The sequence below is a fragment of the Thalassospira sp. MIT1004 genome, assembly GCF_001858545.1.
GTDB classification, from domain to species: Bacteria; Pseudomonadota; Alphaproteobacteria; order Rhodospirillales; family Thalassospiraceae; genus Thalassospira; species Thalassospira xiamenensis.
Window position 1 is genome coordinate 484,496 of the sequence record NZ_MCAO01000011.1, and the last position, 26,601, is coordinate 511,096.

Genomic DNA, 26,601 nt, shown 5'->3' on the forward strand with positions numbered 1-26,601 from the left:
TTAACCCGTGGTCAGACCGGCTGGCCCATCGGCAAACACAGCAAGATGCGGGCCAAACCGCACAGCCCGCAATCACGCCATTTACCGCACCGGCCCCAATTCACCCATGCGCAAAATTTTGGCAAATGCTGATCAAACAGTCAGATACGACCGCACCTTTTCGCGATCGAGCGCATCCTTGGACCCCGCCAGCACCACCTCGCCACGTTCCAGCACGACGATCTCGTCGGCCAGTTCATGGGCGAAATCAAAATACTGTTCGACCAGAAGGATCGCCATATCGCCGCGATCTGCGAGCTGTTTGATGACGCGCTGGATATCCTTGATGATCGATGGCTGAATGCCTTCCGTCGGCTCGTCCAGCACAAGAAGTCTCGGACGTGTGACCAGCGCCCGCCCGATGGCAAGCTGCTGCTGCTGCCCGCCCGAAAGATCGCCACCACGACGCCCCAGCATGTCGCGCAGGACCGGGAACAGTTCAAAAATCTCGTCAGGGATATGACGCAGGGCGCGCGGAAGGGCGGCAAACCCGGTTTCAAGGTTTTCCTTCACGGTCAGAAGCGGGAAAATCTCGCGCCCTTGGGGGACAATCGCAATCCCGGACGCCGAACGACGCCACGCCGGATCACGCGAAATGTTTTTGCCTTCCCAGGTGATGTTGCCATCGGCAATCGGGTGTTGCCCGACAACGGCGCGCATCAGCGATGTTTTTCCCACACCGTTACGCCCCAAAACCGCTGTGACCTTGCCGGTTTCCGCACTAAGCGACACCTTGCGAAGCGCATGCGACGCCCCATAAAACAGATCGATATTGGCTACATCCAGCATGATCAGCGCCCCAAATATACTTCGATGACCCGCGGGTCTTTCTGAACATGGTCAAGACGGCCTTCGGCCAGAACCGATCCTTCGTGCAAAACCGTCACCTTGCAATCAAGGTCGCGAACAAATTCCATGTCATGTTCGACCACCACAACCGACCGATCCATTGCAATGGATCGCAGCAATTTCGCGGTCTGTTCGGTTTCGGAATCCGTCATCCCTGCAACCGGTTCATCCACCAGAAGCAATTCCGGCTCCTGCATCAGCAACATACCAATCTCAAGCCACTGTTTCTGCCCGTGCGACAGGTTGGCTGCCGTCTCTTCACGCTTGTCGGTCAGCATGATGGTTTCAAGTGTCTGCTCGATGCGAAGCTTCTCAGCATTCCCCAAAAGATGGAAAAGCGCCTGAAACACACCCCGCCCGCCCGAACAGGCCAGCAGCAGATTGTCAAACACCGTATGGCTTTCAAACACGGTCGGTTTCTGGAACTTGCGCCCGATGCCAAGGTTCGCGATCTCGGCCTCATCAAGCTTCGTCAGATCGACTTCGCTTCGAAACATCACATCACCCGTATCAGGCCGGGTTTTACCAGTGATGATATCCATCATCGTCGTCTTGCCCGCGCCGTTCGGCCCGATAATCGCGCGAAGTTCGCCCGGCTCGACATAAAAGGACAGGCTATTGAGCGCCCGGAACCCGTCAAAAGTGACGGAAACCCCATCGACATAAAGGATGGTATTGGCTTTGGCGGCCTTGCGTTCGGCCTTTTCAATCTCGATTGCGGCTGCCTCGCTCATGCCTTGCCTCCTTCGTTTGCACGCCCGTTCAGGAAACGCTTGCGCAGGGTGCTAAACGCCGATTGCCGGTCGGGTGCCCCAAATGCCGGCACCGCCCCGATCACGCCCTTTGGCAGGAACAGGGTCACGGCGATGAACAACCCGCCAAGGAAGAACAGCCAGAAATCAGGCATCACACCGGTAAAGAAGGTTTTGGCATAGTTCACGATGAACGCCCCCAGCACCGCACCATACAGCGTACCGCGCCCGCCAACCGCAACCCAGATGACGATTTCAATCGACAGGGCCGGGGCAAATTCACCCGGATTGATGATGCCGACCTGCGGCACATAAAGCGATCCGGCAATCCCGGCCATTACGGCCGATACGGTAAAGACGAACAGCTTGTAATATTCGACCCGGTAACCGGTAAAGCGCACACGCGCCTCGGCATCACGGATCGCAATCAGAACCTTGCCCAGACGGGAATTGGTAATACAGCGCGCCACGACATAACAGATGCCCAGCATCACACAGGATGCAATGAACAGGGCCGCCCGCGTTCCATCGGCCTGCAACGAGAAACCTAGCAGATCCTTGAAATCGGTCAGGCCGTTATTGCCGCCAAATCCCATATCGTTGCGGAAGAATGCCAGCAACAGCGCATAGGTCATCGCCTGTGTGATGATCGAAAGATACACCCCTGTCACACGCGACCGGAAGGCAAGGAAACCAAACACAAACGCCAGAAGCCCCGGCACGAACATCGCCATCACGATGGCAAACCAGAACATGTCAAAGCCGTACCAGTACCACGGCAATTCGGTCCAGTTCAGGAACACCATGAAGTCCGGCAGTTCCGGATTGCCATAAACCCCGCGATCCCCGATCTGGCGCATCAGATACATGCCCATGGCATAACCGCCAAGCGCAAAGAATGCCCCGTGACCAAGGCTTAGAATCCCGCAAAACCCCCAGATCAGATCAACCGAAAGCGCCAGCAACGCATAGCAAAGATATTTGCCAAGCAGGCTCATCATCCATGTCGGAACATGAAAGGCCGATCCTTCGGGCACGATCAGGTTGCCCACCGGGATCAGGATCGATGCCGCAATCAGGATCGCAAGCAGGATCATTCCGCCGCGATCCCGCAACAGCCAGCCGATCACCGGCGTCATTTGGTATTTCTGGCGATAGTCGGTCATGTATCAGGCCTCCACCGCGCGACCCTTAAGGGCAAACAGCCCCTTGGGTCGTTTCTGGATGAACAGGATCAGCGCAATCAGAACAAAGATTTTCGCCAGCACCGCACCGGCCACCGGTTCAAGGAACTTGTTCACAATGCCAAGACTGAATGCGCCAAGGACCGTGCCCCAAAGATTGCCAACCCCGCCAAACACCACGACCATGAAACTGTCGATGATGTAGGTCTGACCAAGGTTCGGACTGACGTTTGAAATCTGGCTAAGCGCGACACCGGCAATCCCGGCAATGCCGGAACCAAGCCCGAATGTCAGGGCATCGACATACCCGGTACGGATACCAACCGATCCCGCCATGCGGCGGTTCTGGGTCACGGCACGCATTTGCAGGCCAAAGGCAGTATAGCGCAACACAATCGCAATCCCGCCAACCACAATCAGACTGAACAGGATGATCCAAAGCCGATTGTAGGTCAGGACCAGACCGTTTGACAGCTCAAGCGCGCCACTCATGAAATCGGGTGCGGTAACCTGCTGGTTGGTTGCGCCAAAGATGCTTCTGATTGCCTGCTGCAAAACAAGGCTCACCCCCCATGTCGCCAGAAGCGTTTCAAGCGGACGCCCATACAGGAAGCGGATCACGCAGCGTTCGATCACAATGCCAACCAATCCCGCGACAACAAATGCCGCAGGCACCGCAATCGCCAACGACCAGGGCGAACCCGACGGAATGACAGATGAAAAAATCTGCTGCACAACAAAGGTGGTATAGGCACCGATCATGATCATTTCGCCGTGCGCCATATTGATCACGCCCATCACACCAAAGGTGATGGCAAGACCAACCGCGGCAAGCAACAGGACAGAGCCAAGGCTGATGCCGCGATAGACATCACCTAACGTCTGCCACATCGAAAGCCGCCCCTCGACATCGGCAAGCGCATCTTTGGCGGCGGCAACGACTTCGGGCTGGTAACTTTCGGCTTCGGCACTAGCAACGAATTGCGACAATACCGCACGGATTTGCGGTGTGGTTTCGCTGGCCAGCACTTCGATGGCGGTCAGGCGTTCCTCGGTGGTTTCACCAGCCGCCAGCGCCATGGTTGCCCGCGCAAGTTCCATCCGCGCCAAAAGTGTCGCATCTTCTTCACGTTCGATCGCGCGGATCAGCAATGGTAACATCGACGGATCGCGGGCATCCATTACCTGCTCGACGGCAGCGGTACGGATACCGATATCCTGACTAAACAGGTTAAGGGCCGCCAACGCATCGCGCAGCGCACCGCGCAGACGGTTGTTGATCTTGATCTTGTCGAGCTCCTTGGAACCGCTTTCACCCACAACCTCGCCGCTGACGACATCGATATGGTTCCAGACCTTGCCCTTTTTCTCGCCAATCACGACGTGTTCGTCGCTGGCACGCACAAACAGGTTGCCTTCAAGCATTGCGTTCAGGATCGGCGCGACGCGGGGGTCGCCATCGGCGGCCATGGCCTCGATTGCTTCCAGCTTTTTGGTCGAACTTTTATCGTTCAGCTGTTCCGTTACATTGCGCAGTTCTTCGTCGCTAAATGCCTGTGCTGGCTGCGGTGATGCCAGCACCAAAACCGCAAAAATTGCGGCAACGGCAAACAGGACAGGCAGGGAATTATTCGCGCAAGAACGGAAACGGCACAGGACAGCGGTCATGACAGTGCGCATGGTCACCAAGCCTTTGAAAATCGGATGTCAGAAAATCGCAAAAAGAATGGTTGCCCGATGATCAGGACAACGAAAAACAGGCTGGCTGCATCAACAGCCAGCCTGTCCAATCCCGATCAGTACATCGGTTTTTCACAGTTGCCGCAGACCCACGGATAGGTCCAGTCGGCGGTCAGCTTTGCGCTTTCGGGCAGGAAGTCCGACCATGCATCGCCAACGACGGTGCCTTCGGTTTCCCAAACGATGTCAAACTGGCCATCATCCTGCACTTCGCCGATCAGAACCGGCTTGGACAGGTGGTGGTTGGTGTTCATGACAGCCGTACCACCGGTCAGGTTCGCAACTTCCTGGCCATACATGGCCTGGCGGACGGCATCAACATCGGTGGTGCCAGCCTGCTCAACAGCCTGTTTCCACATGTTGAAACCGATATAGGTTGCTTCCATCGGATCGTTGGTTACGCGTTTTTCGTCACCGATAAAGGCATGCCATTTTTCGATGAAGGCCGTGTTGGCATCGGCTTCAACCGACTGGAAATAGTTCCAGGCCGCCAGATGACCGACCAGCGGCGCGGTATCGATACCGGCCAGTTCTTCTTCCCCGACCGAGAAGGCAACAACCGGAATGTCCTCGGCTTTAATGCCCTGGTTGGCGAGTTCCTTGTAGAACGGCACGTTGGCATCACCGTTAATGGTCGAAACCACGGCGGTTTTCTTGCCAGTGGATGCGAATGCCTTCACATCGGCAACAATCGACTGCCAGTCGGAATGACCGAACGGGGTGTAGTTCTCCATGATGTCTTCATCGGAGATACCCTTGCCATTCAGGTAGGAACGCAGGATTTTGTTGGTCGTGCGCGGATAGACATAGTCCGTCCCCAGAAGAACGATACGCTCGGCACCGCCGCCATCTTCGCTCATCAGGTAGTCAACAGCCGGGATTGCCTGCTGGTTCGGCGCGGCACCGGTATAGAACACGTTGCGAGAGCTTTCCTCGCCCTCATACTGAACCGGATAGAACAGCATGCTGTTCAGTTCCTCAAAGACCGGCAGAACCGACTTGCGCGAGACCGAGGTCCAGCAGCCGAACACGACATCGACCTTGTCTTTTTCAATCAATTCACGTGCTTTTTCGGCAAAAAGCGGCCAATCCGACGCCGGATCGACAACTACTGCCTCAACCTGTTTCCCCAACAGGCCGCCATTTTTATTCAGATCATCCACCAGCATCAGGACCGTGTCCTTCAGCGTGGTTTCCGAAATCGCCATCGTCCCAGAGAGAGAGTGCAGAACGCCGACTTTAATCGTGTCAGCGGCCTGGGCATTTGACATGGTCATTGCAGACCAAGCCAAGGCCCCAGCGCCCATAAGCGCCTGAAGCTTCTTATTCATTCTATTGCCTCCACTGCGAGTTTATTGCACCGCAGTGTTGCTTGCTAAAATCGTGCCAGATTCCGAATAATATGCTGCACCGCCAGAAATCGCGGCGACTCAACGCAATATCCAACTATTTAACAGGCAGAAAATGGAAAATATTTGCGCCACACGCGATTTCAATGATCACTTTTCGATCATTAATTAAAATTTGATTATTTTTTAATCACGTTGACCTTGGGCTTCTTCCCCCTTATCTGAGGGGCGGAAGTTTCGCCTTTCTGCGGTTATTGCACCACAATGCCCATAGGCCGAAGCATCCCGCCCCGCCGGTTCGCCGGCGGGGTTGTTTATATATGACAATGCGGAACAATCATTGCGCCGCGATGGCAGGCAGATCCGTTGAAATGTCACCGATCACCGATCTGATCTGATTGCGCAACCAGACCAGCCCGACATCCTTGTCCGCCCAGATCGGCCAGTTCATGGTCACCGGCGGGAAGTTCAGCGGAATAGGCATTTCACAGAACACCAGCCCGAATAACGGCGCATATTGCACCGCAATCCTGCGCGGCACAGTCGCAACAATCGGCGCATTCCGGGCAGCGGCAAGCAACGGCATGAAATCTGGTGCGGCCAGAACAACATCAAGATCGATGCCAATCGCACGTAATGCATCCCCAACGCAGCCTTCGACATTTCCGGTCTGAGACAGAACGGCATGACGCGCACCCAGATATGTCTCGCGCGATAATGGCGGCGTCAGCTTGCAGATATCGGGGTTAAAGCAACAGGCCACGCTGGACTCAAACAGCACTTCGCCGATCTGACGGGACTCCTTGCATCCGATTGCCAGATCGATTTCCCCGGCATTCAGCATCAAATCGACCGTTTCAACCGTAATCGAACGACTTACCAGACGCACACCAGGTGCGGTTGATTGCAAATGGTGCACCAATGCTGGCAACAGGACCATTTCCATTTCACCGGTGATACCGATGCGAAATATGCGGTCTGCCGTGTCCGGATCAAAACTGTCCGTCGCCTGAAGCGCACTTTGCGCCTGCGTCAATGCCGCCCGAACCGGCCCGGCAAGGGCGCGCGCCTTTGCGGTTGGCTGCATTTTCTGTCCGACACGGACAAAAAGATCATCCTGCAGCAATATCCGAAGCGTTGACAAATTGTGGCTCATTGCGGACTGACCAATCCGCAATTTTTCGGCAGATTTCGTGACGCTCAGCTCTTGCATCATTGCGTCAAACGCAATCATGAGGTTGAGGTCAAATGACCTTAAATTGAAATGATCAATAGTATCCATGATCCGCATCGATTTGATTACTGACTGATTGGAATATAGCCTTTCTCTATCGCGTTACAAGCTGCCGGTTAAATCCCGGCATTTGATTGAGGGAGAATATTCTGATGCTGTCACGCAGAGACATGCTTAAAGGTTCGCTTGCTGCCGCTGCCATCGGGGCGACGGCCAGCACCGTTTTTATTCCATTGCGCGCCGCGGCCAAGGCACCATTGGTTGGTACACAGGCGCCGGGCTATTACCGCCTGATGGTGGGCAACGTCGAAGTTACCGCACTTTCGGATGGCACCGGGCAGTTTCCACTTGCCGATCTGTATCTCAATACCAGCCCCGAACACGCACGCACGGCCCTTGCCAATGCATTTCAGGGAACTCCGACATCGACATCGGTTAATGCCTATCTTCTGAATTTTGGTGACCGTCTTGTTTTGCTTGATGCTGGGACCAGCGACCTGTTGGGACCGGAACTTGGTAAATTGCCGGACAATATCATCGCATCGGGCTATCACCCCGATCAGATCGACGATGTGGTGATCACCCACATTCATACAGATCATACCGGCGGACTGACGTTTAACGGCAAGAAAGCCTTTCCCAACGCCACGGTGCATGTACCGAAACTCGATGCCGAATACTGGCTGAGCACTGAAAACCGTGACAAGTCGCCGGAAAGTGCCAAGCAATATTTTGATCAGGCCGTCCTATCGACCAAGCCCTATATCGACGGCGGCACACTTTCGACTTACGAGGCCAATGCATCACCCGTTCCGGGCCTGATCAATTCAACACATCGTCCGGGGCACACACCGGGCCACAGCGCTCTTTGGTTCGAAAGCAATGGCGAGAAGTTTGTTTATTGGGGTGACATCACCCATGGTGATGTCATCCAGTTTGACGAACCGGGCGTCTCGATTGCTTTTGATGTCGATCCAGATCAGGCGATCATCACCCGTGAAGCCGCCTTTGCCGAAGCCGTATCAGAAAAATATCTGGTTGCCGGGTGCCATATCGCCTTCCCGGGCATTGGGCATGTCATCGAAGACAGCACGATGTTTGACTGGGTGCCGATGAACTATCGCGCTGACGTCTGATCCGACTTCCCCCGACCCGCGCTTAAGACGCCAGGCGAAAAAAGGGCGACCTGCATCACGCAGGCCGCCCTTGATTTCCGTCATCAACAGAACCGGCTATTCCGGCATCCCGGCACGGATCCACTGCCCCAACTGACCCCGTTCCTCGTCCGTCATTTCGGTCATATTGCCAAGCGGCATGGCACGCCCGATGACGGCCTGCGCCAGAACGCGCTGCGCATTGGCTTTGACCTGTGCGATGTCGTCAAACATCACCCCCATTGGGGCTTCGTCAAAACCTTCATCGGTCGGGTTGGCAGAATGACAGGCCGTGCAGCGAGTCTGAACAATCGCCAGCGCATGATCGGCAGTGATGATTTCCTGATCGGCCAGCTTGGCAGCATCGGGATCATAGGATGCAAACATCGCCAGGATCGCCATGCCCACCGCGGCCGATGGCAGTTGCCAGGCAATCGCCTTACCGCTGCCCCCGGCATTACGCGTGTTAAAGAAATGGCGCACCAACCCACCAATGATCAGGATCAGGCCGACAATCAGCCAAGACTGATCATGGGAAAACAGCATCGAATAATGATTGCTGATCATCATCAGCAAAACCGGCAGGGTCAGATAGTTGTTATGCGTGGATCGCTGTTTGGCCTGCAACCCCAGGGCCGGATCGGGTTTCTCGCCCGCCATCAGGCTAGCGACAACCTTTTTCTGGTTAGGGATGATGATGCGAAACACATTGGCGGCCATGATCGTACCTAGCATCGCACCAACATGGATGAAAGCCCCGCGACCACTAAACACATGGGTAAAGCCATAGGCCGCAACCATTGCCAGAATGAACACGCCAATCGCGAGTTTTCCGGTGCTTTGGCCAATCGGGCTTTTGCACATCAGGTCGTAAATCACCCAACCGGCAAACAGGCTGGCAAGCCCGATCAGGATGGCATCCCATTTGCCAAGCGGCATGACATTCGGATCGATCAGATAGCTCTCCGCACTCCAGTAATACATTGTCACCAGAAGCGCAAAACCGGTCAGCCAGGTGAAATAGGCCTCATACTTGAACCAGTGCAGTTCGGGCGGCATGGATTTCGGCGCAACCATCCATTTATTGACATGGTAAAACCCGCCGCCATGGACCATCCAGGCTTCGCCATAAACGCCTTCATCCATGCCCGGACGCTTACGCAGGCTCAGATCCAGCCAGACGAAGTAAAAGGATGAACCGATCCACGCGATACCGGTAATCAAATGCGCCCAGCGCAGGATCAGATTGATCCAGTCCTGAAACAGAATATCCACCCGTTGAAACCTCCGTCTTGCCGGGCGTCGCTCATACCGCCCCGCTGTCCCCTTGCCGGTTATGCGCATCATGCGACCGCACTGATCCGGAATTATTCCAATCAGAGTCCTAACATAGCGTATCCGGGTGCTCTATTATTAAGGGCAGGTGCATAATCGAAATGACTTTCAAGTTATTTTTTAAAATGGCACAGTAGCCGTCAGGATTTGGAAACACACAAATTCAGAAAATAAAAAAAGCTGTATCAGGAGCCCGCAACCCATGTCCGACTTTGAGGACATCCAGATTTTTGTCCGCGTAGCCGAACTTGGAAACCTGTCTGCCGCCGGGCGCGAGTTGCGCCATTCGGCTGCGGTTGTTTCAAACCGGATTGCGCGCCTTGAAGAACGGCTGGGTGTTCGGCTTTTGAACCGCACAACGCGCCGGGTCAATCTGACGACCGAGGGCGATGTTTATTACCGGCACTGCCTGCGCATTCTGGCCGAAATGCAGGAAGCCGAAAATGCCATCGCCAATCAGAAAAACACCACGCGCGGTCCGGTCACGCTGACCTGCCCGATTGCGTTTGGCAACAAATATGTCGCCCCTATCATCCCGAAATTTGTTGAGAAAAACCCGGACGTTCAGATCAGACTACACCTTTCCGACCGGTTGCTGGACCTGCTGCAGGACAAGGTCGACCTTGCCATTCGCATTGCCGAGTTAAAGGAAAGCTCTTTGATCGTGCGCAAGCTTGCAGCCAATAAACGCATGCTGGTGGCAAGCCCGGCCTATCTGAAACGACATGGCATTCCCAAGGCGCCGGGCGATTTGTTGCATCATAACTGCCTGTTGCTGCGTTTTCCGGGATCACGGCAATATCAATGGACCCTGCATGGTGCCGAGACGGAAGGCCCGGTAACCCTGTCGGTTTCCGGATCCATGGATTCAGATAATGGTGAAGTGCTGACCCGCTGGTGCCTTGATGGGCATGGCATCGCGCTTAAATCCCACTGGGAAGTCGGCGACCATATCCGCAACGGCCAGCTTCAGGTTGTTTTGCCCGATTATACGCCCCCAGCCCATGCGGTTTATGCGCTTTATCCGGAAAACCGTTACCTGCCAACACGTGTGCGGGCCTTTGTCGATTTTCTGGTAAGCGAGTTTGGCGGGACACCGCCATGGGATAAGAGCTGATACCAATTTGTATATCCCCTAAGCACTCTACCAAATGCAGGACGTTTAAGGGCATTTGCTTGTATTAGCTTTTGGTTTCCGACAGATATCCCCCCAAAACAGCCGCAACATTGAATCCGATGACGTCGTGCGCGTAACCGCCTTCCATAACAAACACGGTCTTAAGACCCAATCGCCCGATCATCTGGCCAATCCGGTTAAAATCATCGGTTTGCAGTCTGAAATCGCACAGCGTTTCGGCCTCATGAGCATCAACGCCAAGGGCGATCACCAGGGCTTCGGGCTGCCAGGTGATAATTTTTTGAATAGCCCTTGCAAAACCTTGTGACCACGGCCCGAAATCCGATCCGCCGGACAGCACGATATTCAGGTTCGCCCCCTGCCCGTCCAGACGACCGGTTTCGTTTTCATAACCCATAAAGAACGGGAATTGATGCTTGGGATCGGCGTGGATCGACACGGTCAGAACATCACCACGGTCATAGAAAATATCCTGTGTTCCGTTACCGTGATGGTAATCGATATCAAGGATCGCGACCTTTTTCGCACCTTTGGTAATCATCTGCTGGGCGGCAATGGCAGAGTTATTAAGGAAGCAATATCCGCCATAACGATTGGCATGTGCATGATGCCCCGGCGGGCGGGTCAGGGCAAAGGATGCCTCGCCATCGTTCCAGACGGCATCGGCCGCCGACACAACGGTTTGTGCGCCCCAATAGGCCGCCTTCCATGTCCCCTTGGTGATCGGGGTATCCGATGAAATGGCATATTGCCCAAGACGCGCGCTGATATGAGCGGGATGACCACCGGAGAAACCGGCTGTCGGCCAGACATAGGGAAAAGCATCATGATCATTGCCTGCGGCATTCCAGTCCGCCCAAGCGTTTTCAAGAAAGGACAGATAATCCGCATCATGAATGGCAGCAATCGGTGCCATGCCATGATCGGTCGGGTCAACCAGCTGCGCCTGTACGGAATGGGCCACAGCATCGCGGATGATTGCCATACGGCGGGAATTTTCAAAGCACGGAATCAAGCGTCCATGGTGCATTTCACCATTCCCGTCATGGGAATCGTGGCGGGAATTAAAAAACACACGCATGACTGACTTCCTTTCCGGCAAAGGCGATAAGGGGCATCTATCCCCTTATCGTAGCAGAAAGTTCTTAACAGGTAGCTATTTGCGCGCGGTGCTGTACAGCAGTTCGGCGATGGTATCAAGGAACCCACCCAGCTGTTTGCGCAGATTTTCAGACTCCCGCGCCAGTTTGCCCGCCATATCGCGGGTGGTATCGGCGGCCTCGCCAGTCTGACCGGCCATTTCGGAAACCACGGTGATATTGTCGGTCACTTCCTGTGCGCCGCTGGATGCCTGTTCGACATTGCGGGTGATGTTTGATGACAATGCCGTCTGGGTTTCAACATTATTCGAAATCAGATCCGAACGGATGGCCAGATCATCAATGACAGATGCAATCTCGCGGATCGAATTGACCGATGCCTCGATTGCATTCTGAATATCCTGAACTTTTTCCTCGATCGATTCCGTTGCCTTGCTGGTCTGGTTGGCAAGGCCCTTGACCTCGTTTGCAACCACGGCAAAGCCCTTGCCCGCCTCGCCTGCACGGGCCGCCTCGATGGTCGCATTCAGAGCCAGAAGGTTGGTCTGGGCAGCGATGTCGCGGATAAAGCTGACGACTTCGACAATCTCGCCTGCTGCTGCTTCGAGCTGGCCGATACGCCCATCCGTTTCCTGTGCCAGGCCATTCGCACGATTGGCAATTTCTACCGATTCACGAGCCTGATCGGCAACAGTGCGGATCGACTGATTGAGTTCTTCGGATGCCTCGGACACGCCAGCAACATTGGCCGCCGTTTGACGGGCCGCGGCGGCAACGTTTGTCGAACGCGAACTGGTTTCATGTGCAATACGATTGGCGTCACCCGATGCGCTTGAAAGCGCACCCGCGGCCTCGGCAATCTGATCAACGGCTTCGAATGAACCGCTTTTGAATTCTTCAACGATGGTATTGAAACCGGTCAGTTTTTGTTCAATCGACGCGGTCGCCGCATTGATTTTCTGTGCCGACGTCAGATAGGCCCCGACAAGCCCGGTTTCGACAATCCGACGATAATACCGGTTTTCAGAAACAGCCCCCATCGATGCCGCACTTTCGCGCAAGAAAGCGTCATTTCGGTCAATCAACCTGTTGATCGCGATGAAAAGTTCGCGCATGTCGGGATGACTGTCGACATTGGTAATGCGCGCTTCGTAATCCCCTTCGGCCGCGGCCAGAACAACGTTCAGTGCCTTTTTGATCCCCGATTTGCTAGAACCACCAAATAGCGACATTTTGAAACCTCGAATTAGCAAACAGCCTAAAGGCTTTGAATGAATTTGTCGTATGCCAGACCGGCATCTGAAAGCTTTTGCGCCAGAGCTTTTTCCGCAGCGATCATGCCGTCCTTACGGTTGGCGGTGCTTTCTTCGATCTGGCGGAGTTCCGCATAAAGCGGGATGATCGTGTCTTTAAGAACCTTTGGATCAGCCACCCGACGGTTCGAGTGGTAGCCGATGATTTTGCCATTCGCGTCAAGACTGGGCGTGATATGGGCGTACACCCAGTAATGATCACCATTCTTTGACATGTTGACGACATAAGCGAAGATCTCGTGACCGGCGGCGATTTCATCCCACAGCAATTTGAAAACACAGCGCGGCATATCGGGATGACGAATAAGCGAATGAGGCTGCCCGAGAACTTCCTTTTCATGGTAGTCAGATAGACGCAGGAAAACCTCGTTAGCATATGTAATCCGGCCTTTAAGGTCAGTTTTGCTGACGATCAGTTCTTCCGGCTCGAAATGACGTTCCTTGCCCGTTGGCTTGGCCCTGACTGGCGTTTGGCTCACGTTTCTTTCCCCGATTTTCTGTCCGATTACCTGCTATTTTAGATCACAGCAGTTTGAATGCCCGGATACCATGTAACGATATATCCGCGAATGATAAATGTAAAATATCCATGTGATACATAGACTAAGCGCGATGATAAAAATTAGATAAATATAATTGGCCCCCACAATCCCAACATACAATAGTAGGATCGACCAACGATCATGTCTTGTCAGGCGGTCATCCTTTTGATCTTCTGATAAGGGGGTGTTTGCAGGGAAGCAACATGACAAAAGATCTTCGGGACTTTCCATTTCGCGTGGTGATCCATGAAAAGCGCTCTGCTCAGGGCGTGCTTGACTGGCTGGACAAGAATATCCGCAGCGACAGATGGACCATGGGCATTCGCAATATCGAACTGCCGCGCGCGACCCAATCCGCCCCCATCGTCGATCTGGTGATCTATTTTTCCCGGCGGGAGGATATGGAGCTTTTTCGCGAACGCTGGGCGGGTAAAACGCGCGAGCACAAGGTCAAACTGAAATTCTGGCGCGCTGCACTTTATGCCTTGCTACACCCGAAGATGGAAATGATCGCCTACGAAAAAGTCGATGACAGCCCGAAACGCATCCGTCCGGGGGATCCGGAAACAAGCATCAAGAAGCCCTGAAACGAAACAACCCCGCATCTGATGTGCGGGGTTGTTCAGTACGTCGCCGTTACAGGACGTGCAAATCGTGATTATTTCGGCAGTTCGGCATCAATGCCTTTGATGTACCAGTCCATGCCCAGAAGCATTTCGTCGGTTGCATCTTCGCCTTCCTTGATGCGCAATTCGCCAGCCTGATCATAGATCGGGCCTGCGAACGGATGAATTTCACCTGATGCGATCTTGGCTTCGGTTTCTTCGGCCAGTGCTTTTACGTCGTCCGGCATGTTGGTGTAAGGTGCCATGTCCACCATACCGGAATCAATACCGCCCCATGTGTCGATTGATTCCCAAGTACCATCCATGACAGCCTTGGCGCGTGCGACATAATATTCATCCCAATGGTCAACAATCGCGGTCAACTGTGCCTTCGGGGCGAATTTGATCATGTCGGATGCCTGACCAAAACCAACGATACCGCGGTTCTCGGCAACCTGAAGCGGAGCCGGGCTATCGGTGTGCTGGACCATGATGTCAGCACCCTGATCAATCAGGGCCTTGGCTGCGTCGCCTTCTTTGCCCGGATCGTACCAGGTGTTTGCCCAGACGATTTTGACTTTCACATCCGGGTTAACCGACCATGCACCCAGCATGAAGGCGTTGATGCCACGAACAACTTCCGGGATCGGGAACGAACCGACATAGCCGACAATGTTCGACTTGGTCATTTTACCTGCGATCACACCAGCAACGTAACGGCCTTCATAGAAACGCGCGGCATAGGTCGAAACGTTTGCATCACGTTTGTAACCGGTTGCATGTTCGAATTTCACATTCGGGAACTGCTTGGCGACCTTGACAGTCGGGTTCATGAAACCGAACGAGGTGGTGAAAATCAGGTTATGGCCGGTCTGGGCCAGCTGACGAATCACACGTTCAGCATCGGCACCTTCCGGAACGCTTTCGACGTAACTGGTGGTGGCATTGTCACCAAGGGCCGCTTCGATCGCCTGACGACCGATGTCGTGACGATAGGACCAGCCATGGTCACCAATCGGTCCGACATAAACAAAGCCGGCTTTGACGTCTTCGGCCTGGGCTGCACCCATGCCGAGTGCAAGTGCACCGGTTGCCACAACGGCGGCAAGCGTGCGCTTCACGAGGTTTGCATTCATTATCTGGTCTCCCTGTTAATCAGCTAATCAGGATTTAAACCCAATTGTTTACGCAATCAATGACGTGTTCTTGTCCAGACCAAGACTCAGCCAAACCGGCCTGATGATATCCAGAGATAATATTCAGAACGGCTTGATTGAGTTTTGGTCCGATACGCACTTCCTCCCACCGGGTCGGGGAATCTTTTTGGCGTTCCCCGATCCCGTTGCACCAGCCCTATTGTGCGGGCCGGAACGCCTGCCCGATACAGGCAGGTGCATTCAATCTGATCTTGGCGCGATCACTGGAAATGATCACCAGAACAATCACGGTCGCAAGGTAAGGCAACATCGACATGAATTGTGACGGGACATGAACACCCGCACTTTGCGCATGAAGCTGCAATACCGAAATAAGCCCGAACATATAGGCCCCGGCCAACAATCGCCCCGGACGCCACGTTGCAAACACCACAAGTGCCAATGCGATCCAGCCACGGCCCGCGGTCATGTTTTCGGCCCACATCGGTGTATATGACAGTGACAGATACGCCCCGGCAAGCCCCGCCATTGCCCCACCAAACATGGTCGCCATATAGCGGATTTTGATCACCGAATAACCAATGGCATGCGCGGAATGATGCGAATCACCAACCGCCTTGAGGATCAATCCGCCACGGGTCCGTGACAGGAAAAATCCGACCGCAATCACCATCACAATCGACAGATAAACCAGAAAATCCTGACCAAACAGAATTTCACCAACCAGCGGAATATCGGTCAGAACCGGGATATGAAGCCCCGGAAGCGGTTCAATCGCAAAACCGACAAAGCCGGAGCCAACAAGCGCTGAAAAACCGACCCCGAATATGGTCAGAGCCAGACCCGTTGCCACCTGATTGGCCATAAGGGTCAATGTCAGGAAGGCGAAGATCAACGACATCAGCATTCCGGCAACGATTGCCGCCAGAACACCCAGAATGGCCGATCCGCTTGACGCGGTAACCGCAAAGCCGGAAATCGCCCCGACCAGCATCATGCCTTCGACGCCAAGGTTCAGCACACCGGATTTTTCGGTGATCAGTTCGCCGGTCGACGCCAGCAAAAGCGGGGTCGATGCCGTAATCACAGTCAGCATCAGTGGAATGAGCCAATCCATTATGCGGCCTCCCCTTTGGCAGCAGGGGTTCCGAAACGAACCCGGTACTTGGTCAAAACATCACATGCCAGCAGGAAGAACAGCAAAATCCCCTGGAACAGGCCGGTTACTGCATTTGGCAGCCCCAACGTAATCTGGGCCAATTCCCCCCCTAGGTAGGTCAGCGCCATGATCAGCCCACCAAACAGAATACCCAGCGGATGCAACCGCCCAAGGAAGGCAACGATAATCGCGGTAAAGCCATAACCGGGCGATATGGCGGGTTGCAACTGACCGATAGGTCCGGCAACCTCAAACAGACCGGCAAGACCGGAAAGACCGCCGCCCAGCAACAGGGTAAACCAGACCATGCGTTTCTGCCGGAACCCAACATGACGCGCGGCCTGCGGGGCCTTGCCCACCACGCGCAACTGGAACCCGATCACGGATTTCGACAGCAAAATCCACCCGGCAATCACCACCAGTACCGCAAAGGCCGTTCCAAGATGGACCCGCGTCCCGTCATAAATGATCGGCAACAGGCCTGCATCCGGGAACGGGCGGGATTCAGGGAAGTTGAATCCTTCGGGGTTGCGCCACGGCCCATGCACAAGGAAGCTCAGGAACAGTGTTGCGACATAGGTCAGCATCAGGCTGGTCAGGATTTCGTTGGCATTGAATCTGGTGCGCAAAAGCGCCGGTATCGCCCCCCAGAAGGCCCCGCCAATCGCCCCAAGAACAAACATTGCGGGCAAAAGGAACATGCTTTCACTGTCATGAAAATACAGCGCAAGACCACCGCCGAATATGGCGCCCATGGTCAATTGACCCTCGGCACCGATGTTCCAGACATTGGCGCGGAACCCCATCGACAGCCCGATGGCAATGATCACAAGCGGACTTGCCTTAACAAACAGTTCCGAAAGTCCGTAGCTGTTGTTGATCGGCAGGATGAAGAAAGTATAGAGCGCATCGAACGGGTTCTTGCCCATAAAGGAAAAGATGATCCCGCCGACAAACAGCGTCATGAGAATTGCCAGAACCGGCGACAGATAAACCATCGCCTGACTATGCTGGCGACGGGGTTCAAGCCTGACCAACGTGATCTCCTTCGATAAGCTCTTTCGTCTTCAGGGTTACGTCGCCGTCCAGATCGTGAAGTCCCCCCATCAACAAACCGATTTCCTCGACACTGACGTCGGCCATCGGCCGCGGGGCGGACATCTTGCCTTCGGCCATCACCACCACCTGATCACAAATGGCGAAAATCTCGTCCAGATCCTGCGAAATCACCAGAACCGCCGTGCCCTTCGCCGCCAGATCAAGCAATGCCTGATGGATGGCACTTGCCGCACCGGCATCCACACCCCAGGTCGGTTGGGAAATCACCAGTACGCCCGGATCCTGAAGGATTTCACGCCCGACGATGAATTTCTGGAGGTTGCCCCCCGAAAGGCTTCCGGCCTCGGCCGAGGCGCCGGTGGTGCGTACATCGAATGTCTTGATGATCTTGTCGGCAAAGGTACGGGTCGGCACTTCGCGGATCAGACCACGTGCAGACAACGCCATACGACGAAACGCTGTTAAAAACCCGTTTTCCGACAGGCTCATATCAGGAACGGCACCATGCCCGTTACGTTCTTCGGGCACAAACGCAGCACCAAGCCGACGGCGGCGGCGCGGACCAAAATGCGCAACCGGATTACCATCAATTTTGATGCAGTCGGGCGTGCCGATGATCTCGGTTTCGCCGGCCAGTGCCTGAAACAGCTCGTTCTGGCCATTGCCGGCAACACCGGCAACCCCCATGATTTCCCCGCCCCGCACCTTAAGACCAATCCCCTTAAGGTCGGTGCCGAATTGTTCGTCGCTGATCAGTGAGAGATCGGAAATATCAAGACGCACATCCCCGAATTTGCGTGTCCCGCTGCGATCAGGTGCGGTCAGTTTCTGGCCGATCATCATTTCGGCCATGGATTTCGCCGTTTCCGCGCGCGGATCACACCCGCCAACGACCTTGCCGCCGCGCAAGACGGTCGCCTTCTGACACAGTGCTTTGACTTCGTGCAGCTTGTGGCTGATATACAGGATTGCGCAACCTTCATCGGCAAGACGGCGCAATGTTTCAAACAGCTTTTCGACTTCCTGCGGGGTCAAGACCGATGTCGGCTCGTCCAGAATAAGCAGTTTTGGATTTTGCAGAAGGCATCTGACGATTTCGATCCGCTGACGTTCACCAACCGAAAGTGTATAGACATGCCGATCTGGATCAAGCGGCAGACCATAGGTCTTTTCGACCTCGATCACCTGCTGACGCAGGGCGGCCATATCGCGCACGTCGTTCATCGCCAATGCGATGTTTTCCAGAACCGTCATGGTTTCAAACAGCGAAAAATGCTGGAACACCAGCCCAATGCCCATTTCGCGTGCGTCATGCGGGCTATGGATCGTGACCGGCTTTCCTTCCCACAGCAATGCGCCATGATCGGCCTGCAACACGCCATAGATGATTTTCACAAGCGTACTTTTACCCGCGCCATTTTCCCCCAGAAGGGCATGGATTTCGCCAGGTTCGATACGGAAACTGATATCGTCATTTGCCAGACAGCCCGGAAAGGCCTTGGTCACACCGCGCACTTCAAGCTGTGCCGGTTTCACCCCGCCTGTCATCACCAAGCCTGTATCTGAGCCGGTATTCCCGGTCCTCGAAGTCACTGCTGCCACCCCTATTTTGCGATCCGATCACGCGCACCGTTGGTATTACCCGTTCACGGTTTGCTAATCAAACGGTCTCAATACGCGATTTTATCTTCTTTGGCATCCCAGGCCGCAAAGACATCACGCGCTTCCCCTAAATCCAGATGTTCGCACGGCAGGCTCCGATCCGGGATCGGTTTTGCCACTTCATCATACAGGAATTGATCGTCAAAGCCGATTGCCGCTGCATCATCGCGGGAATTGGCATAATAGATCCGGTCAAGACGCGCCCAATAGATCGCCGAAAGGCACATCGGGCATGGCTCGCAACTGGTGTAAATCTCGCAACCGGCAAGATTGAAGGTACCAAGCTTTTCACAGGCCGCACGGATGGCGCTGACCTCTGCATGAGCGGTCGGATCGTTGCTGGATGTTACCTTGTTCCAGCCTTCGGATATGACTTCGCCGTCCTTGACAATGATTGCCCCGAACGGGCCGCCACAGCCTTCTTCCATTTTTGTCCGCGACAAATTCACGGCATGGAGCATGTGTTTATGCTTGGCATCACACACAGCCAAATCTCCCTATATGAACTCCTGATCCGGTAAACGGATCCTCCTGATCAGGCCGCTATTGGCGCGGCCCTTTATCATTTATATGCCTTGCAATGAAGGCTTTATCATCCGGCAAGGCCGTCTTGTGCGACCCTGTTCACCAGATTTTGCGCCATTCGTGCTTCACGTACGGACAGCAATTGCACTGCAACCGATGCCGCAATGATTGCCGGCTGTTTGCCGGTAATGCCCTGAATTCCAATCGGGCATGTCAAACGACCGATTTCCGTGTCACCCAACCCGCGATCCTTTAATCGCCGGACAAAGCGCGCGCGTTTGGTCTGGCTTCCGATCATGCCGACAAAACCAAGATCATTCCGCATCAAGGCCGCCCGACAGATATCAAAGTCCTGCGCGTGGCTGTGCGTCAGGATAAGCGCGAAGGCATCGGGCGGCATGTCGCCCACCTCGTCCTCGGGCCTTTCGCTTTGATGCAGATGAAGTTTCGGTGTTTCCGGCAGGGTCAGGTATTCATCACGCGAATCGATCAGGTGAATATCGAACGGCAAGGGTGCCAGTGCCTGAACAATCGCCTGCCCGACATGCCCGGCACCAAACAGCCAAAGCGGCGTTGCTCCGTCATCAAGGCGCAGGCACAGCTTCTGCTGCCCCGCCAGATCACACAATCCTCCGCGCCCCCCGGCAAACAGGCGCTCCAATGCATCGGCATCCTGAATACTGGCCGTTTCAAGATGTTGGCTTTCGCCCATCGATAAAATCGCCCAAGCACGATGAACAGGACCGGCATTGCTTTGCGTATTTCGGATCGCTGTCGCCAACTGATGCTTTTGCATCGAGCTCAGCAGGTGAAACGCAATATCGACAGAACCGCCGCAGCATTGGCCAAGCCCTGGCCCCAACGGGAATGGAACCAGTTCCGCATCAAAATCCCGCCCCAGATTCAGGATTTCACGCGCCTGAACCGTCACCTGATGTTCCAGATTGCCACCACCAACCGTCCCGACAATGTCGGCTTCACTGATCAGCATAAATGCCCCTGCCTCGCGAGGGGTGGACCCGCGAATGGCCGCCACACTGACCAGCATCACCGGATCGGATGATTGCAACACAGCAATATGGGCGTCGGGTGACAGGCGCATGATGTCTATTCCCCCGCAGCCGGAACCGCATCATGACTTTGGGCAATCATGCCCTTGGCCACATTGGCGACCGCATTCAGGACGGCCTCGGGCGTTGCCGGGGCATTCAGCATCGGGATCACCTTGTAATCCCCGACCGATGCGATCGCATCAGCAATGGCACGATGCACTGAAATCGCCAGCATCAGCGGCGGCTCACCAACAGCTTTTGATCGGTGAATGGTTTTTTCAACGTTTCTTCCGGATGACCACAATTCAAGACGAAAATCTTCCGGTCGATCCGAACATGCGGGAATTTTATAGGTAGAAGGCGCATGCGTTCGTAAACGACCTGCATCATCCCACCACAATTCCTCGGATGTCAGCCACCCCATGCCTTGAATAAAACCGCCTTCGATCTGACCGCGGTCAATCGCCGGGTTCAGCGACCGGCCGACATCGTGGCTGATATCAACGCGTGTGACCTTATATTCGCCCGTCAGGGTGTCGATCATCACCTCGGAACAGGCCACGCCATAGGCGAAGTAATAGAATGGCCGACCCGACGCGGTTTCACGGTCGTAATGGATTTTCGGCGTCGCGTAATAGCCCGTCGCCGAAAGCGAAACACGCGCCAGATAAGCCTGTTTGACCAGATCGGCAAATTCCAGTTCGGTCACATCACCAACAATCACCCGGCCCGGAACAAACCGGACGGCAGCCTCGGCAACACCGTATTTCTCAGCCGCAAAAGCAATCAGGCGCGATTTGATGATAATCGCGGCATCGCGCGCGGCCATGCCGTTCATATCCGCGCCGCTTGAGGCTGCAGTTGCCGATGTGTTGGGAACCTTGCCGGTATTGGTTGCCGTGATCTTGATCCGGTCGAGATCGATCTGGAATTCCTCGGCCACGACCTGGGCGACCTTGATAAACAGACCCTGCCCCATTTCCGTCCCGCCATGGTTCAGATGCACCGATCCGTCCTGATAAATATGGATCAATGCGCCCGCCTGATTAAGGAAGGTCGTGGTAAAGGAAATACCGAACTTGACTGGCGTAATCGAAATACCGCGCTTGATCACCGGGCTTTGCGCATTGAACGCGTCGATTTCCTCGCGGCGCTTGCGATAGTCGCAAGATGCCAGAATATCGTTCGTCAGTTCCGCAAGGACATTATCCTCGACCGTCATGTGATAGGGCGTCGTGTTGCGGTCGGTTGTCCCGTAATAGTTGACGATCCGCACATCAAGCGGATCGCGGCCAATCGTCATGGCGATTTCATCGATGATCCGTTCAATCGCAACCATGCCCTGCGGCCCGCCAAAGCCTCGAAACGCGGTATTGGACACCAGATTGGTTTTGCAGCGATAGGACCGGATTTCGACATCGCCAAGGAAATAAGCATTGTCGGTATGGAACATCGCACGATCACAGATCGCGGCCGACAGATCGGCCGAGAAACCGCAATTGGCAGCATATTGAATATCCAACCCGCAAATCCGACCATCATCATCAAAACCGACATCATATTCGACGATAAAGTCATGGCGTTTGCCGGTCATGACCATGTCATCATCGCGATCCAGACGCATTTTCGCCGGGCGACCGGTTTTAACCGCAACAATCGCCGCCAGTGCCGCCCATTGTGATGCCTGCGTTTCCTTGCCACCGAAACCACCGCCCATACGGCGCACTTCGACGGTTACCGCATTGGCCGGACGACCAAGGACATTGGCGATATTGTGCTGAACCTCGGACGGATGCTGGGTCGAGCAATGCAAAAGCACATCACCATCTTCCTGCGGAATGGCAAAGGTGATCTGACCTTCGAGATAGAAATGGTCCTGCCCGCCGATTTCCATCACCCCGGACCGGCGATGTTTGGCGCGCGCCAGTGCCGATTTGGCATCGCCCTGCGCCATGACATGGGGCGGTGCAACGAATTGCTGTTTTTCAAGTGCTTCCTTGACGCTCAGGATCGCGGGCAGTTCTTCATATTCGATCTCGGCCAGCTTGACAGCATTGCGTGCCTGTTCGCGGGTTTCGGCGGCGACACAGAAAACCGGCTGACCGTAAAACTGAACAATCCCGTCGGGCAGAACCGGATCATCATGGGTATGGGCGGGTGACACGTCATTGACACCCGGCACATCATCCGCTGTCAGGACACACACCACACCGGGTGCGGATCGCACCTTTGACAGATCCATCTTCGTGATTCTGCCATGTGCGATTGTCGCCGCACCGGGGGCCAGATGAAGAGTGCCGAACGGTTCAAGAATATCGTCAACATAAACCGCTTCGCCCGCAACATGCTTCGGACCGCTGTCATGCTTGCTGGCAGACCGAACCCCGCCCGAAAGCCCCGGTGTCGGCGCCAGAAGCTCACCCGGGTCTTTGGTATCGATGGCTTTGGATGCGTTGTCAGACATGGGCAGCCTCCCTGCCAACCAGACGGGTGGCAATTTCAGGTGCCGTTGTTTCAATAAACAGTTTGGTCAAAAGGTTCTGCGCGACCAGCATGCGGTATTCTTTTGATGCCCGCATATCCGACATCGGTGCAAAATCCCTGGTCAGGGCCAGTTGCGCCGCGTTCAGACTGGCCTCGTTCCAATCCTTGCCAATCAGGGCCGCCTCGCACTTTTTGGCCCGCATCGGTGTTCCGGCCATGCCACCAAATGCCGCCCGGAACTCGACAACCTTGCCGCCATCAATCCGAATGGCAAAGGCCGCAAGAACCGCCGTAATATCCTGATCAAACCGTTTGGAAATCTTGTAGGCCTTGAACTGCACCCCGGCCGCAGGCTTCGGAACGATGATGCTTTCGACGAACTCGCCCTTGGCCCGGTCCTGCTTGCCATAGGTGATAAAGAAATCTTCAAGGGCAACTTCGCGACGGATATCGCCCATGCGCAGGGCAATGCGCGCGTCCAGTGCAATCAGGGCAGGCGGTGTATCGCCAATTGGCGATCCATTGGCGATATTGCCACCAACCGTCCCCGCATTGCGGATTTGCCGTGACCCGATCCGGCGGACCAGCTCTCCGACATCACCGGCAATCATGCCAAGTGCGTTATGGGCATCGCTATAAGTCACACCGGCACCGATAGTCAGAACACCATCCTTTTCCCGGACCGATTTAAGATCCGCGACATCCCCGATATAAATGATCGGATCAAGCCGTTTGAGCATCTTAGTCACCCAAAGCCCGACATCCGTCCCGCCCGCCAGCACCGTCGCATCGGGATGGGCCACCAAAAGTGCGGCCAGTTCATCGCTGCTGCGGGGGGCGAAATAACGCCCCACCGGCATTTCAAGTGCCAGCATGTCGGCACCTTCGACCATCGTGGACAATCGGGTCGCGATATCGGAACGGCGTTTTTGTTCGACCGGATCGGTTGCGCTTATGCCACCGGCCTTGCGGGCGGCTTCGATGATTGGTCCGTAACCGGTGCAACGGCAAAGGTTCCCGGCAAGGGCATCATTGATGGCACCCCGGTCATCCTCGCCCCCATCCAGCCAAAGCTGATACAGGCTCATGACAAAGCCCGGCGTACAGAAACCGCATTGCGACCCATGGGTTTCCACAATGGCCTGCTGCACAGGATGCAGGCTGCCATCTTCGGATTTAAGATGTTCAACAGCCAGAAGCTGCTTCCCATCAAGGGTCGGCATAAACTGGATACAGGCATTGACCGTCCGGTAACGCATGCTGCCCTGACTATTCGGTTCGCCCAGAATGACCGTGCAGGCACCGCAATCGCCCTCGGCACAGCCTTCTTTGGTGCCGGTCTTGCGCTCGTTTAAGCGCAGCCAGTTCAAAACCGTCATTTGCGGATCGATATCGCGCAGGCGACGTTCCTCGTTTCCGAACAGAAACCGGATATCATCGCGTGTATCAAGGGCCGGTTTGGTCATGATGGCCTCAGCTACCGCGATAGGTGGAATAGCCAAACGGCGAAAGCAGCAGCGGCACATGATAATGCGCCTGCGCATCTGAAATACCGAACCGGATTACAACCTGATCAAGGAATTTCGGTTCCGGCAGATCAAGACCGATGTCATCGAAATACGCACCTGCATGAAAGACAAGCTGATACTCGCCCGGCTTGAACGAAGCACCATCAAGCATTGGCGCATCGGTTCGCCCGTCGGCATTGGTTACGGCTTCGGCGACCAGATCATCATGGCCGTCACCAAAACGGTGCAGCTCGATCCGGATGCCGCCCGCCGGGCAACCTTTTGCCGTATCTAGAACATGGGTAGTCAGTCGTCCCATGCCGGGCCTCCTCTTTTCTCTCTCATGCGGTGGTCGGTCGCTTCTTCCCTGGTCGGCTTTTCTGGTTGATCGTTTTATGCCGAACGAATTTATAGCGTTTCAAAAAGGTCGCATTAGGACACGGATCGTGGAAAGAGGTGATAAAGTGAAACTATATCAATAATTCTTTGAAAAACGATTGCCACAGCTTCGTGCAGAATACTATCAAAGCCGGATAAAAAGCTTCTAAAAGCCAATAAAAAACCGGCCAAAGCGATTTCCCGTCCAGGAACATTATCAAAGTCATATTGATAGTGCGGCATAATCATCCATCAATCAGCGCGCAGGAGTTCTTCCTTGCTGCGCTGCGACCTATGGTTAATGCTACACCAAACAGCCCGCATGACAAAGCCGGGCGTTGCGATATCAGGAGAGGCCAAAGATGACCGAACAAAATTATGCACGCGACCTGATTGGCTATGGCCCCAATCCGCCAAAGGCCAACTGGCCGGGCAAGGCCCGTGTTGCGGTCCAATTCGTGCTGAATTACGAGGAAGGCGGTGAAAACTGCGTTCTACACGGGGATCGCGCGTCCGAGGCATTTCTGTCGGAAATCATCGGTGCCGACATGCGCGAAGGCGTTCGCCATATGAGCATGGAGTCGATTTACGAATATGGTTCGCGCGTTGGTGTCTGGCGCATCCTTAACCTGTTCCGCGAACGGCAAATTCCGATCACCATCTTTGCCGTTGCCATGGCGCTGGCCCGTCACCCGAAGGTTGGCGAAGTCGCGATGCGCGATGGTCATGAAATCTGCTCGCACGGCTATCGCTGGATCGATTATCAATACTTCCCCGAAGAACTTGAACGCGAACATCTTTACAAGGCGATCGACATCATCAGGGATGTGACCGGGGAGCGCCCGCTTGGCTGGTATACCGGGCGTACAAGCCCGAACACCCGACGGCTTGTCGCCGAAGAAGGCGGCTTCCTGTATGACGCCGATGATTACAGCGACGAACTGCCTTTCTGGTCAACTCTGACAGACACACCGCATCTGATCGTTCCCTATACGCTTGACGTCAACGACATGCGCTTTGCCGCCATGCAGGGCTTCAATTCCGGTGAACAGTATTTCCAGTATCTGAAAGACAGTTTTGATACGCTTTACGAAGAAGGTGCCGAAACGCCGCGGATGCTATCGGTTGGTTTACATTGCCGTCTTGTCGGCCGGCCGGGGCGGTTTGCAGCCCTGAAACGCTTTGTCGATTATGTGCGCGGTCATGATGATGTCTGGTTTGCACGTCGCGTCGATATTGCGCGTCACTGGCGTGAACATCATCCGTTTACCGAAAACAAATAA

At 54.8% G+C, this 26,601-nt stretch carries 23 protein-coding genes; 4 read left to right on the forward strand and 19 right to left on the reverse strand.

Features of this window, described 5'->3' with window-relative positions:
- Window positions 1-132: 132 nt before the first annotated feature.
- From urtE to BC440_RS06900, 6 genes are all read right to left on the reverse strand, one after another.
- Window positions 133-828 carry an urea ABC transporter ATP-binding subunit UrtE gene (urtE, locus tag BC440_RS06875; RefSeq protein ID WP_062951169.1) on the reverse strand — a complete coding sequence of 232 codons (696 nt, stop codon included), beginning with the start codon at window positions 826-828 and terminating at the stop codon, window positions 133-135.
- 2 nt (window positions 829-830) lie between these two features.
- Window positions 831-1,622, reverse strand: coding sequence for an urea ABC transporter ATP-binding protein UrtD (gene urtD, locus BC440_RS06880; protein WP_063092703.1), 792 nt, complete (start codon window positions 1,620-1,622; stop codon window positions 831-833).
- Window positions 1,619-2,806, reverse strand: a complete 1,188-nt coding sequence (gene urtC / locus BC440_RS06885; RefSeq protein WP_063092702.1) for an urea ABC transporter permease subunit UrtC — start codon at window positions 2,804-2,806, stop codon at window positions 1,619-1,621. The genes urtD and urtC overlap by 4 nt, the downstream gene beginning before the upstream one ends.
- A 3-nt stretch (window positions 2,807-2,809) precedes the next feature.
- Window positions 2,810-4,504: an urea ABC transporter permease subunit UrtB gene (gene urtB, locus BC440_RS06890; protein WP_139189982.1), complete on the reverse strand. Its 1,695-nt coding sequence runs from the start codon at window positions 4,502-4,504 to the stop codon at window positions 2,810-2,812.
- Between the two features lie 116 nt (window positions 4,505-4,620).
- Window positions 4,621-5,895, reverse strand: a complete 1,275-nt coding sequence (urtA, locus tag BC440_RS06895; protein WP_063092701.1) for an urea ABC transporter substrate-binding protein — start codon at window positions 5,893-5,895, stop codon at window positions 4,621-4,623.
- 355 nt (window positions 5,896-6,250) lie between these two features.
- Window positions 6,251-7,204, reverse strand: coding sequence for a LysR family transcriptional regulator (locus BC440_RS06900; RefSeq protein WP_139189983.1), 954 nt, complete (start codon window positions 7,202-7,204; stop codon window positions 6,251-6,253).
- Between the two features lie 95 nt (window positions 7,205-7,299).
- On the opposite strand from BC440_RS06900, the gene BC440_RS06905 reads away from it, so the two are divergent.
- Window positions 7,300-8,283, forward strand: coding sequence for an MBL fold metallo-hydrolase (locus tag BC440_RS06905; protein WP_063092564.1), 984 nt, complete (start codon window positions 7,300-7,302; stop codon window positions 8,281-8,283).
- Window positions 8,284-8,379: 96 nt separating this feature from the next.
- Here BC440_RS06905 and BC440_RS06910 read toward each other — a convergent pair whose 3' ends face one another.
- Window positions 8,380-9,576, reverse strand: coding sequence for a urate hydroxylase PuuD (locus tag BC440_RS06910; protein ID WP_063092563.1), 1,197 nt, complete (start codon window positions 9,574-9,576; stop codon window positions 8,380-8,382).
- Window positions 9,577-9,838: 262 nt separating this feature from the next.
- Between BC440_RS06910 and BC440_RS06915 the strand changes: the two genes are divergently transcribed.
- Window positions 9,839-10,753 (forward strand): LysR family transcriptional regulator, encoded by a 915-nt coding sequence (locus tag BC440_RS06915; protein WP_063092562.1) that lies wholly within the window; start codon window positions 9,839-9,841, stop codon window positions 10,751-10,753.
- Window positions 10,754-10,817: 64 nt separating this feature from the next.
- Here the strand turns inward: BC440_RS06915 and BC440_RS06920 are convergent, their stop codons facing one another.
- The 3 genes from BC440_RS06920 to BC440_RS06930 form a co-directional block, all read right to left on the reverse strand.
- Window positions 10,818-11,855, reverse strand: a complete 1,038-nt coding sequence (locus BC440_RS06920) for a histone deacetylase family protein (RefSeq protein WP_063092561.1) — start codon at window positions 11,853-11,855, stop codon at window positions 10,818-10,820.
- Between the two features lie 75 nt (window positions 11,856-11,930).
- A complete protein-coding gene (locus BC440_RS06925; protein ID WP_063092560.1) occupies window positions 11,931-13,106 on the reverse strand; it encodes a methyl-accepting chemotaxis protein in 1,176 nt (391 codons plus the stop codon).
- 26 nt (window positions 13,107-13,132) lie between these two features.
- The gene (locus BC440_RS06930; protein WP_007088850.1) at window positions 13,133-13,666 is read right to left on the reverse strand and encodes a PAS domain-containing protein; all 534 of its coding nucleotides are present in this window, start codon (window positions 13,664-13,666) and stop codon (window positions 13,133-13,135) included.
- A 266-nt stretch (window positions 13,667-13,932) separates the two neighbouring features.
- Here BC440_RS06930 and BC440_RS06935 point away from each other — a divergent pair, with 266 nt between their 5' ends.
- A complete protein-coding gene (locus tag BC440_RS06935; RefSeq protein WP_063092559.1) occupies window positions 13,933-14,316 on the forward strand; it encodes a hypothetical protein in 384 nt (127 codons plus the stop codon).
- Window positions 14,317-14,387: 71 nt separating this feature from the next.
- On the opposite strand, the gene BC440_RS06940 is transcribed toward BC440_RS06935, so the two are convergent.
- From BC440_RS06940 to uraH, 9 genes are all read right to left on the reverse strand, one after another.
- On the reverse strand, window positions 14,388-15,455 hold the full coding sequence (locus BC440_RS06940; RefSeq protein ID WP_007088848.1) for a BMP family ABC transporter substrate-binding protein: 1,068 nt from the start codon (window positions 15,453-15,455) through the stop codon (window positions 14,388-14,390).
- Window positions 15,456-15,687: 232 nt separating this feature from the next.
- Window positions 15,688-16,608 (reverse strand): ABC transporter permease, encoded by a 921-nt coding sequence (locus BC440_RS06945; protein WP_051682096.1) that lies wholly within the window; start codon window positions 16,606-16,608, stop codon window positions 15,688-15,690.
- Window positions 16,608-17,687: an ABC transporter permease gene (locus BC440_RS06950; protein WP_139189984.1), complete on the reverse strand. Its 1,080-nt coding sequence runs from the start codon at window positions 17,685-17,687 to the stop codon at window positions 16,608-16,610. Before BC440_RS06950 ends, BC440_RS06945 begins: the two co-directional genes overlap by 1 nt.
- Entirely contained in the window at window positions 17,674-19,257 is a 1,584-nt protein-coding gene (locus BC440_RS06955; protein WP_063092558.1) for an ABC transporter ATP-binding protein, read from the reverse strand. Before BC440_RS06955 ends, BC440_RS06950 begins: the two co-directional genes overlap by 14 nt.
- A gap of 122 nt (window positions 19,258-19,379) precedes the next feature.
- Window positions 19,380-19,832 carry a nucleoside deaminase gene (locus BC440_RS06960; RefSeq protein WP_062951155.1) on the reverse strand — a complete coding sequence of 151 codons (453 nt, stop codon included), beginning with the start codon at window positions 19,830-19,832 and terminating at the stop codon, window positions 19,380-19,382.
- 131 nt (window positions 19,833-19,963) lie between these two features.
- Window positions 19,964-20,998 carry a xanthine dehydrogenase accessory protein XdhC gene (xdhC, locus tag BC440_RS06965; RefSeq protein ID WP_063092557.1) on the reverse strand — a complete coding sequence of 345 codons (1,035 nt, stop codon included), beginning with the start codon at window positions 20,996-20,998 and terminating at the stop codon, window positions 19,964-19,966.
- Window positions 20,999-21,003: 5 nt separating this feature from the next.
- Window positions 21,004-23,412 carry a xanthine dehydrogenase molybdopterin binding subunit gene (xdhB, locus tag BC440_RS06970; RefSeq protein ID WP_063092556.1) on the reverse strand — a complete coding sequence of 803 codons (2,409 nt, stop codon included), beginning with the start codon at window positions 23,410-23,412 and terminating at the stop codon, window positions 21,004-21,006.
- Entirely contained in the window at window positions 23,405-24,898 is a 1,494-nt protein-coding gene (gene xdhA, locus BC440_RS06975) for a xanthine dehydrogenase small subunit (protein WP_063092555.1), read from the reverse strand. The genes xdhB and xdhA overlap by 8 nt, the downstream gene beginning before the upstream one ends.
- Window positions 24,899-24,905: 7 nt before the next feature.
- Window positions 24,906-25,259, reverse strand: a complete 354-nt coding sequence (gene uraH / locus BC440_RS06980) for a hydroxyisourate hydrolase (RefSeq protein ID WP_062960626.1) — start codon at window positions 25,257-25,259, stop codon at window positions 24,906-24,908.
- A 421-nt stretch (window positions 25,260-25,680) separates the two neighbouring features.
- Here uraH and puuE point away from each other — a divergent pair, with 421 nt between their 5' ends.
- A complete protein-coding gene (puuE, locus tag BC440_RS06985) occupies window positions 25,681-26,601 on the forward strand; it encodes an allantoinase PuuE (RefSeq protein WP_063092554.1) in 921 nt (306 codons plus the stop codon).